At 31.9% G+C, this 248-nt stretch carries 1 protein-coding gene; it reads right to left on the bottom strand.

What is annotated here, in order from left to right; translation table 11 throughout:
• On the bottom strand, nt 1–248 hold a 248-nt coding region (locus tag CCAND38_RS02795; protein ID WP_042343738.1), incomplete at both ends, for an IS1 family transposase.

The following is a 248-nucleotide window of genomic DNA, read 5'->3' as shown; positions in this document are numbered from 1 at the left end:
AAAGCTTCCCAATTATCTGTACAAATCTCATCAAAACTAACACCCAATTTCTTCAATTTCTCACGAAGTTTTTGGGCTGTTTTTATATTTCGTTTGCCCCATACCCACGCTACAATTTCCTTTGTTTCAGCAGAATAAGCATAAATTAACCATTTTTTATTTTTCTTTTTTCCCACAAAAGTCCAAAGTTCATCAACTTGTAACGATTTGTATTTGTTTTGTTTGGGTTTGATTTCTCGATTGAAATT

The sequence above is a fragment of the Capnocytophaga canis genome (genome assembly GCF_000827555.1).
In the GTDB taxonomy this organism is placed as follows: Bacteria; Bacteroidota; Bacteroidia; order Flavobacteriales; family Flavobacteriaceae; genus Capnocytophaga; species Capnocytophaga canis.
This window is presented reverse-complemented; position numbering and strand designations above follow the sequence as displayed.